We start from the raw sequence: 6,847 nt of genomic DNA on the forward strand, positions 1-6,847 counted from the left end.
CGCCGGAGCCGAGCCTCGCCGACCCCGCGCGCCGGGCGGCCTGAACCGCGCGGCGGCCCGCGGCGTTCCTCCGGCACACCGAAGGAGACCGCCCGTGCGCCGCCCGATCGCAACCCGCCCGCCGATCGCCGCTCCCCTGCTTCTCGCCGTCCCCCTGCTGCTCGCCGCAGGCCTGCTGGCCGCCGCCGGCCCGGCCCAGGCGCAGCGCGTCGACACCACGACGCTCACCTGCGCGCAGGCCCGCGGCGCCGTCGCCCGCGCCGGCGGCATCGTGCTCGGCACCGGCGGCCCGACCTACGACCGCTTCGTCCGCGACCGCAGCTTCTGCGCGGCGACGGAGGTGACGCGATCCGCCTACGCGCCGACGCGCACCGACCCGAGCTGCTTCGTCGGCTACCGGTGCATCGAGCCGGGGTTCGACGACTGGTTCGGCGACCGGTGAGGCCGTCCCCTCAGTGGAGGAACGGCAGGGCGTGCGGCGCGAGGTAGCCGAAGCCGAGCAGCACCGCGCCGGCCGCGCCGAGCAGGCCGCCGGCGAAGACCAGGGCGACGATGCCGGTGATCACCTCGGCCGAGGCCAGCACGATGCCGATCTGGAAGGCGGCCGAGGCCAGCTCGTAATGGTGGTAGCGCAGCAGCGAGAGGTCGCGGTTGTTCTGCGCGGTCTTCGCCTTCTCGGCGAGTTCCTTGCGCCCCTCGCCGGTGGCGGGCTCGGAATCCCAGCGTGCCATCGTCTTCGCCCACTCGGCGCGCTTGGCCGCGATCGCGTCCTGGTTCGGCCCCGGCGGCACCAGGGCCACCGCCTCGTCGGCGGTCTTGAGCACCGTGGCGCGGATGGTGCGCGCCTGGAAGAACGCCCACTGGTTGGCCGCCTCGACGTTGGCGCCGATCGCGTCGGTCTGCGCCGCCTTGCCCAGCGTCTCGCTGAAGGCGAGGAACAGCGCCAGCACCGAGATCAGCAGCGCGACGCGCTTGTTCGACGTCCCGCCCGCTCCGTGACCACCCGACATCCGCTCAACGCTCCCCGTTCGATTCGTGCGGGCGCAGTCACAGCGCATCCGGCGCGCGGATGCAACGCGGCCGAGCTTTTAGGCCGATCCGCCGGCACCGCCTATGCTCCGGCGCGGCCCGATTCGCGGCCCGCGGTTTTCGTCTCCGGAGGACGCGTGATGCGCATCGCCAGCCTCACCTTCATGGCCCTCGCCCTCGGGCTGGCGGGACCCGCCCGCGCCCAGGCGCCGCAGAAGGCGGTTCCCCAAGTCGCTCCCCAAGTCCCTTCCCAGGTCACCCTCGATCCGGCCCGCCTGGCGGCGGCAAAGGCGGTGGTCGCCCGCGCCCAGGGCGATCGCGACACCACGCTCCAGGCGATGACCGCGCCGATGACGGCGATGGTCCAGCAGATGGGGCTCAAGCAGCCGGATCGGGCCAAGATCATGGTGCAGGAGGTGATCATGCCGATCCTCTCCGAGCATTACGACGAGCTGCTCAACCTGCAGGCGATCTCGTTCGCGGCCGTGCTGTCGAAGGCGGACCTGGAGGCCATCGCCGCGTTCTACGACACGCCGGCCGGCCGCAACATGGCCCAGGCGCAGCCGCAGCTGGCCCAGGCGCAGCTGACGGGCATGCAGCACTGGATCGGCAGCCTGGCCGGCGAGATGCAGGCGAAGCTCGCCGCGACCGCCGAGGCGCACGGCTGGGTGCCGGGCGGGAACAAGCCGAAGCCGAACTGAGCCTCCGGCTCTTCCGGCGGCGCCCGCCTACTCCGCCGCCTGCGCGAACACCGTGCCGGCGCGCGGCAGGTCGAGGGTGTCCCAGGTCTCGACCAGCGCCGCCGTCAGGGTGGCGATGCGGGCGGCGTCGTGGAACGGCGAGGGGGTGATGCGCAGGCGCTCGGTGCCGCGCGGCACCGTCGGGTAGTTGATCGGCTGGATGTAGATCGCGTGGCGCTCGAGCAGGTGGTCGGCGGCCGCCTTGCACAGCTCGGCATCGCCCACCATCACCGGCACGATGTGCGTCTCGGTGGCGAGCACCGGCAGGCCGGCCTCCTCCAGCGCGCGCTTGGTCGCGGCGGCCTGGCGCTGGTGCGCCTCGCGCTCGGCCGTCGAGCGCTTGAGGTAGCGCACCGAGGCGCGCGCGGCGGCGGCGATCGCCGGCGGGATCGCCGTGGTGAAGATGAAGCCGGGGGCGAAGCTCCGCACCGCGTCGCAGAGCGCGGCCGAGCCGGTGATGTAGCCGCCGACGCAGCCGAACCCCTTGGCCAGCGTGCCCTCGATCACGTCGACCCGGTGCATCACGCCCTCGCGCTCGGCCATGCCGCCGCCGCGCGGCCCGTAGAGGCCGACCGCATGGACCTCGTCGAGGTAGGTCATCGCGCCGTACCGCTCGGCGAGGTCGCAGATCGCGCCGATCGGCGCCACGTCGCCGTCCATCGAGTAGACGCTCTCGAAGGCGATCAGCACGTTGCGGCCGGCCGCCTCGACCAGCAGCGCTTCCAGGTGCGCGAGGTCGTTGTGGCGGAAGATCCGCTTCTCGCAGCCCGCGTGGCGCACGCCCTCGATCATCGAGTTGTGGTTGAACGCGTCCGACAGGATCAGGCAGTCCGGGATCAGCTTGGCGATGGTCGAGATGCCGGCCTGGTTCGAGACGTAGCCCGAGGTGAAGACCAGGCCCGCCTCCTTGCCGTGCAGGTCGGCGAGCTCGCGCTCGAGGTCGACCAGCGGCGAGTTGTTGCCGGCGATGTTGCGGGTGCCGCCGGCGCCGACGCCGCAGCGCTTGGCCGTGTCGGTGAGCGCGGAGACCACCTCCGGGTGCTGGCCCATGCCGAGGTAGTCGTTCGAGCACCACACGGTGATCTCCGAGGTCGCCCCGTCCGGCCGGCGCCAGTTCGCGATCGGGAAGCGGCCCGCGATGCGCTCGATGTCGGCGAACACCCGGTAGCGGCGCTCGCCGTGCAGGCGCTCCAGCGCGCCGCGGAAATGCGCCTCGTAATCCACCCGCCGCGCCGCGATCTGGCCCTGCACGGAGCCCGGGCCGCGTTCGGAACCGTGCGCGTGCATGGGGGCCGGTGTGGAGGCGGGCCGGGTCTCGGGCATGGATGTCCTTGGGGGCTGGCCGGGCGTCGGATGCGCCGAGGCGCGGGATCGTCGTCGGCCGGGCCTGTTCGGGATGCGGGGAGGCGCGGCCGAGGACCGGTACGGTCCGGCGCGCCCGATCGCGCATCGGGTGGAGAGGAATCCGGCGGCGTCGCGTGGCGCCGTCGGACCGGAAGATACAGCCGGATCTGGAATCGGTTCAAGGTGACGGGGCGTCATCCCTGCCTTGCAGGCCGACGGGGGCCCGCCGCCGGCATTCGAGCGACCCTTTGAACGCCGCCGGGGCCATCGCCCCGACGGATGGATTGTGAGGTGCCGGCGGACGATCTAGGAGTCGAAGGCGACGATGGGTCGCGTGACGCATGACGACGAAGAACGACGAGGCCCGGGCCGCCCGCCTCAAGGCGGCCCTGCGTGAGAACCTGCGGCGGCGCAAGCGCCAGGTTCGCGGCCGGGGCGAGCCGGCGGGGCAAGAGGCGGCGCAGGAGGAGGGGCAGGCCGCGGCGGAGGACGCCGCCGAGCCGCCGGACGACCGCGACCCGGCCCCGTCGGACGCGCCGTCGTCGTAGGCGGCACGCGAGGCATCGGCGCTGCGTCCGCAGGCCGAGCCCGTCGAGCCGCCTCTTCCGCGACGCCTCTTGGATGAGGCGGGACGCGTTTCGCCGGGCTCGGCAGGGGCCTGCGTCCCGTCGCCGGGCCGGGTCCTTCCCGGATCGTCCGGGGCGAAGCGGAAGGGGCGGCGCGGATCGGCGCCGCGATGCTCCCGCCTCCGAGGCCGGCCTGCGAACCGAGCAAAGACCCGGCGCGCCGGCGCGGTCCCCTTTCGGACAAAACTCGCCTATAGGCTGCGCTCGAGCATGGGCGGCGAGCGCCCGAGGGGCAGGGCCGGCGGCGCGCGGGACGAAGCGCGGCGCGTGAGGATCACGAGACCATGGACCGCATCCACATCACCGGCGGCGTGCCGCTCAACGGCACGATCCCGATCTCGGGGGCGAAGAACGCCGCCCTGCCGCTGATGATCGCGAGCCTGCTCACCGGCGACACGCTGGAGCTCGCCAACGTGCCGCGGCTCGCCGACATCGCCGCGCTGACGCGGATCCTCGGCAACCACGGCGTCGACCACATGGTGGTCGGCAAGCGCCCGGGGCAGACCACCGAGACCGGCCAGACCATCCGGCTCACCGCCTCCAACGTCATCGACACCACGGCGCCCTACGAGCTGGTCTCGACCATGCGGGCGAGCTTCTGGGTGGTCGCGCCGCTGCTGGCGCGCTTCGGCGAGGCCAAGGTCTCGCTCCCCGGCGGCTGCGCCATCGGCACCCGGCCGGTCGACCTCCTGATCATGGCGCTGGAGAGGCTCGGCGCGCAGATCGAGATCGATGCCGGCTACGTCGTCGCCAAGACCAAGAACGGCCTGCGCGGCGCCGAGATCGACTTCCCGAAGGTCACCGTCGGCGGCACCCACGTGGCGCTGATGGCGGCCTCCCTCGCCTACGGCACCACGGTGATCTCCAACGCCGCCCGCGAGCCGGAGGTGGTGGATCTCGCCGACTGCCTCACCAAGATGGGCGCCCGCATCCAGGGCGCCGGCACCCCGCGCATCGTGATCGAGGGCGTCGCCCGCATGAACGGCGCCCGCCACGAGGTGCTGCCCGACCGGATCGAGACCGGCACCTACGCCATGGCGGTGGCGATGACCGGCGGCGACGTGGTCTTGGAGAACACCCGCGCCGACCTGCTGCATTCGGCCCTCGACATCCTCTCCACCACCGGCGCCGAGATCACCCAGGTTCCCGGCGGCATCCGGGTGCGGCGCAACGGGGCGGGAATCGCGGCGGTCGACGTGACCACCGACCCGTTCCCGGGCTTCCCCACCGACCTGCAGGCGCAGTTCATGGCGCTGATGACCCTGGCCAACGGCCAGTCGCAGATCCGCGAGACCATCTTCGAGAACCGCTTCATGCACGTGCAGGAGCTGGCGCGCCTGGGCGCCCGGATCCGCCTCGAGGGCGACCTCGCCATCGTCGAGGGCGTCGACCGCCTCAAGGGCGCGCCCGTGATGGCGACCGACCTGCGCGCCTCGGTGTCGCTGGTGATCGCGGGGCTGGCGGCCGAGGGCGAGACCCAGATCAACCGGGTCTACCACCTCGACCGCGGCTTCGAGGCGCTGGAGGCCAAGCTCGCCCGCTGCGGCGCGCGGATCGAGCGCGTGCGGGCCTGAATCGCCCGCCGTATCGAGCGCCCGCCCGCCTGCATTCGCGCGGCGCGGGCCGGGCCCGGGCAGTCGAGCGCGGGCGGATGCGGCTGCGAAGACCGCCGATAATCCCAATCGATACGGTTTTATAGGATCGTCGTCTTGTCTCGTGCGGCTCGCACGAGCAGGGAATCTTAACGCGCGCCCGCCTAAGGACCGGCTCAAGCTCTCCGAGCATTTTCGAGACGGATCGATGTCGGCATTCTCACGTCTCGAGGCGCGCCTGCCCGCCATGACCATCGGGCTCGCGCTCCTCAGCGCCACGGCGATGGGTGGCTTCAGCTGGCACCAGGCCCGCGCCGGGCTGATGGAGGCGGCGCGCGAGCGGCTGCAGCTTGCCGCCGACGCGCGGCGCGACGGGGTCGAGCTGGTCGCCGACCGGATGCAGGCCGACTTCCTCACGGTGGCGGCGCACCCGCAGGTGGTGTCGAACGTCGCCGACCTGATCGAGACCCTCGACCCGTCCAAGCCCGACTATGCCGGCCTCCTCGCCGCCTTCCGGGCGCCGGAGACGGCGGCGGCGCGCATCGCGCTCGACGGCACGGCGACCAACACGACGTACGGGCGCCGGCACGCGAAGGTGCAGGAGGTCGCCCGCAAGCTGCTGGCGCAGGCGGGCTACGCCGACCTGATGGTGCTCGATGAGGACGGGCGCATCGTCTACACCACCACCAAGGGCGAGGATTTCGCGCGGCCGGTCTCTGATCCGGCGCTGCGGGGAACCGGGCTGGCGCGGCTGTTCGAGCGCCTGAAGGCCGCCGACCCCGAGGCCGCCCTGTTCGAGGATTTCGCGGCCTATCCGGTCGATGCCGGGCCCTCCGCCTTCATCGGCCGCGCGGTGACGAAGCGCGCCAACGTCGCCATGGGCACGGCGCAGGCGGCCGAGCGCATCGGCTACGTCGTGATGCGGGTCGGGCCGGCCCTGTTCGACCCCACCCTGTCAAAGCGCACCGGCCTCGGCGAGACCGGGCAGACGCTCTCGACCGGCGCCGACGGCCTGCTGCGCACCCGGCCGCCGCTGAACCCGGACGCCAAGGCCGGCAGCCCCCTCGATGCGCTCGGGATCGCCCCGGCCCGCCTCGCGGAGGGGCGGCCGTTCGACTTTTCAGGCGCGGACGGCCGGCACCTGGCGGCGTCCTCGGTCGTGTCGGTGCTCGGCGCGCCCTGGACGGTGATCGCCGAGCAGAGCCTCGACGAGGCGATCGGCGCCGTCTCGACCCTGTCGCGGACGCTGGCGCTGGTCGGGCTCGGGGTGCTGGCCGGCACCGCCATCCTCGGCCTGCTGCTGGCCCGGTCGATCGCGCGGCCCCTCGGCGCGCTCACCGCCGCGCTCAAGGCCCTGGCCGCCCGGCAGGCCCTGGAGCAGGTGCCCGGCAGCGGCCGGCGCGACGAGATCGGCGACATCGCCCGGGCGGTGGTGACGATCCGCGACGTCTCCCTCGAGGAAGCCGCGCAGCAATTGAAGACCACCGAGGCGGCGCGCCTGCGCGAGGCGCAGGCG

7 protein-coding genes are annotated in these 6,847 nt (G+C 73.2%); 5 read left to right on the forward strand and 2 right to left on the reverse strand.

Features of this window, described 5'->3' with window-relative positions; all coding sequences use genetic code 11:
• Positions 1 to 136 precede the first annotated feature (136 nt).
• Entirely contained in the window at positions 137 to 442 is a 306-nt protein-coding gene (locus tag FV230_RS22315) for a hypothetical protein (RefSeq protein ID WP_187275586.1), read from the forward strand.
• Positions 443 to 452: 10 nt separating this feature from the next.
• Here FV230_RS22315 and FV230_RS22320 read toward each other — a convergent pair whose 3' ends face one another.
• The gene (locus FV230_RS22320) at positions 453 to 1,010 is read right to left on the reverse strand and encodes a DUF4337 domain-containing protein (protein WP_147729230.1); all 558 of its coding nucleotides are present in this window, start codon (positions 1,008 to 1,010) and stop codon (positions 453 to 455) included.
• A gap of 159 nt (positions 1,011 to 1,169) precedes the next feature.
• Here FV230_RS22320 and FV230_RS22325 point away from each other — a divergent pair, with 159 nt between their 5' ends.
• Positions 1,170 to 1,730: a DUF2059 domain-containing protein gene (locus FV230_RS22325; RefSeq protein ID WP_147843961.1), complete on the forward strand. Its 561-nt coding sequence runs from the start codon at positions 1,170 to 1,172 to the stop codon at positions 1,728 to 1,730.
• A gap of 27 nt (positions 1,731 to 1,757) precedes the next feature.
• Here FV230_RS22325 and hemA read toward each other — a convergent pair whose 3' ends face one another.
• Positions 1,758 to 3,056 (reverse strand): 5-aminolevulinate synthase, encoded by a 1,299-nt coding sequence (gene hemA, locus FV230_RS22330; protein WP_147843966.1) that lies wholly within the window; start codon positions 3,054 to 3,056, stop codon positions 1,758 to 1,760.
• 398 nt (positions 3,057 to 3,454) lie between these two features.
• Here hemA and FV230_RS22335 point away from each other — a divergent pair, with 398 nt between their 5' ends.
• From FV230_RS22335 to FV230_RS22345, 3 genes are all read left to right on the forward strand, one after another.
• On the forward strand, positions 3,455 to 3,661 hold the full coding sequence (locus tag FV230_RS22335) for a hypothetical protein (RefSeq protein ID WP_147843962.1): 207 nt from the start codon (positions 3,455 to 3,457) through the stop codon (positions 3,659 to 3,661).
• A gap of 362 nt (positions 3,662 to 4,023) precedes the next feature.
• On the forward strand, positions 4,024 to 5,313 hold the full coding sequence (murA, locus tag FV230_RS22340) for a UDP-N-acetylglucosamine 1-carboxyvinyltransferase (protein ID WP_147843963.1): 1,290 nt from the start codon (positions 4,024 to 4,026) through the stop codon (positions 5,311 to 5,313).
• A 226-nt stretch (positions 5,314 to 5,539) separates the two neighbouring features.
• A partial coding sequence (locus FV230_RS22345; protein ID WP_147843964.1) for a cache domain-containing protein occupies positions 5,540 to 6,847 on the forward strand: 1,308 nt, incomplete at its 3' end.

The sequence above is a fragment of the Methylobacterium sp. WL6 genome (assembly GCF_008040095.1).
Classification (GTDB): Bacteria; Pseudomonadota; Alphaproteobacteria; order Rhizobiales; family Beijerinckiaceae; genus Methylobacterium.